Raw genomic sequence first — 2102 nt, 5'->3', positions numbered from 1 at the left:
CCGTGACCCTGAGGAGCGCCACGTGATCTCGGTGGCGCTGTTCAATAACAAGGGTGGTGTAGGGAAGACGACCCTCACCTATCACCTCGCGCACATGCTTCAGCGGCTCGGCAAGAATGTTCTTGCCGTGGACCTGGACCCCCAGTCGAACCTGACGGCAGCCTTTCTTGATGAAGAGAAACTCGAGCTGATCTGGCGGGAGCCCGACGAGTCGACATGGTCGGCCGGGCGGGGCGATGCCGACAGCGCTACCACAGTTGCCGCCGCTGTCAGGCCGATTATGGAAGGCACGGGGGACATTCGTCCGTGTGAGCCTGAACAGATCGCGGATGGGCTCTGGTTGCTTGCTGGTGACCTGACGTTGAGCGCTTTCGAGGATCGGTTGAGCGAATCCTGGCCCAAGGGCTTCACTGGAGACCCGGCAGCGCTGCGGACGACAACGGCGTTCCACCGGATTATTCAGGTTGCCGCTCGACAGGTCAGAGCCGATGTCGTACTCATCGATGTCGGCCCTAATCTCGGCGCAATCAATCGAGCGGCTCTGCTCGCTGCCGACACGGTGCTCGTTCCACTGGCGGCGGATCTGTTCTCCCTCCGGGGACTGCGAAATCTTGGACCGACCCTCCGGACGTGGCGGGCGACCTGGCACCACAAGGTACTCCCGGACCTCCCGCCGAGGATTGATGCACCGCCTGGCCGAATGACTCCCCTCGGTTACGTCATTATGCAGCCGACGATGCGTCTGGACCGCCCCGTCAAGGCATACCAACGATGGCTCGATCGCATTCCTCAGGTCTTCGCGTCGGACGTGCTAGGTGAACCGGAGGCGAAAACAAGCCTCGGATCGTATGAAATCGCAACGCTACGCAATTACCAGAGCCTGATGCCGCTCTCGCATGATGCGCGCAAGCCGATGTTCGACCTGAGAACCGCAGACGGCGCGCTGGGTAGTACCCAGACGCTTGTCAGCCGGTGCTACCACGACTTCCAGTCGCTCGCGACGACGCTCTTGCAGAGGCTGGACTCAGTGCAGGTCGAGAACTGACTCAGCTGGTTTGCTGAAGGTCACCGACTTCGGTATCACGAAAATCGTGGAGGGGCCGGCGACTACCGCGAGCGCGGTTATCGGCACTCCGCGGTATATGGCCCCCGAACAGATCCTCGGTGGCCGGCTGAGCCCGGCCACCGATCTGTACGCCCTGGGGGCGTCGCTGTATGAGCTGCTGGCCGGGACGCCACCGTTTGATCCGGCGCTGCCGGCCCCGGCACTTGTCCATCATCCGCCATCCAGGGCCTGCCGGCGCCAGGCGGCGCCTCGCGTCATCGCTCCCCGCACATCGCTTCGCGATGCACGGCTACCCCGGCTCGTCAGCCCCGGTGGAACACCGCTACCTGGGCCTTCTCCGCCTCACGATGCATCCGTCTGTCATCCGGCGCCCCCCGAACAACTTCCGGTGGCGACCACTTGCGGTCGGCGCTGGACGTTCATCCAGGACCTGCCGGTGCCAGCCGGCGCCTCGCGTCGTTGTCGTCAGCCCTGGTAGCACACCGCTACCGGGGCCTCCTCGCGCCTCGCGACGCATCCACCTGGCATCCGACAACCCCCGAAGGAGTTCCAGCGCCGACCGCTGAGCGTGACGCAAGCGGCGCGTCCCCGGCTGGAGCAGGCACGGCCTGCCGCACGACCAATATCACGCAACTTCAGACTAATGACTACGGAATGTCATCGGCCGTGTCGGCAGTATTATCACCCAGGGTAACCACAGTAGGTTTTACCTTTGTACTTGGTGCATTCCTTACCATTCTTTGTATGCCAGTAGTCTCCCTCTCTGTGTGCCTGGGTTGTCGGCTTACCGCTCACAAGCATCGGGGCGGTGGTCAGTGCGACGGTGGCGAGGAGCAGTGCCAGCGCCAGTGCCAGCGCCAGTGTCAGCCTCGGGGGCTGGCGGATTGACCAAAGCAAATTCTGCATTGATACCCCTTCTCGGGTATGAGAGAAATGGATGGAGGATTATTCAGCGCTCCCATCCTGGATGATCTGAATTATCCGTTGTCGCAGGTCGAGGCGTTGTTATAGATCTCGATGGAAAAGTTCTGCATAA

Annotated in this window: 2 protein-coding genes; both read left to right on the top strand. The window is 62.2% G+C overall.

Annotated elements, in window-relative coordinates:
• Positions 1-22 precede the first annotated feature (22 nt).
• A complete protein-coding gene (locus MJ785_RS13515; protein ID WP_239372870.1) occupies positions 23-1045 on the top strand; it encodes a ParA family protein in 1023 nt (340 codons plus the stop codon).
• Positions 1046-1091: 46 nt separating this feature from the next.
• Positions 1092-1544, top strand: coding sequence for a hypothetical protein (locus tag MJ785_RS22295; protein ID WP_370651526.1), 453 nt, complete (start codon positions 1092-1094; stop codon positions 1542-1544).
• The last annotated feature ends 558 nt before the right edge of the window (positions 1545-2102 follow it).

The sequence above is a fragment of the Protofrankia sp. CiT1 genome (assembly GCF_917627335.1).
Taxonomy (GTDB): Bacteria; Actinomycetota; Actinomycetes; order Frankiales; family Frankiaceae; genus Protofrankia.
Note: the sequence above shows the minus strand (reverse complement) of the source record. Positions and strands in the feature narration are given on the sequence as shown.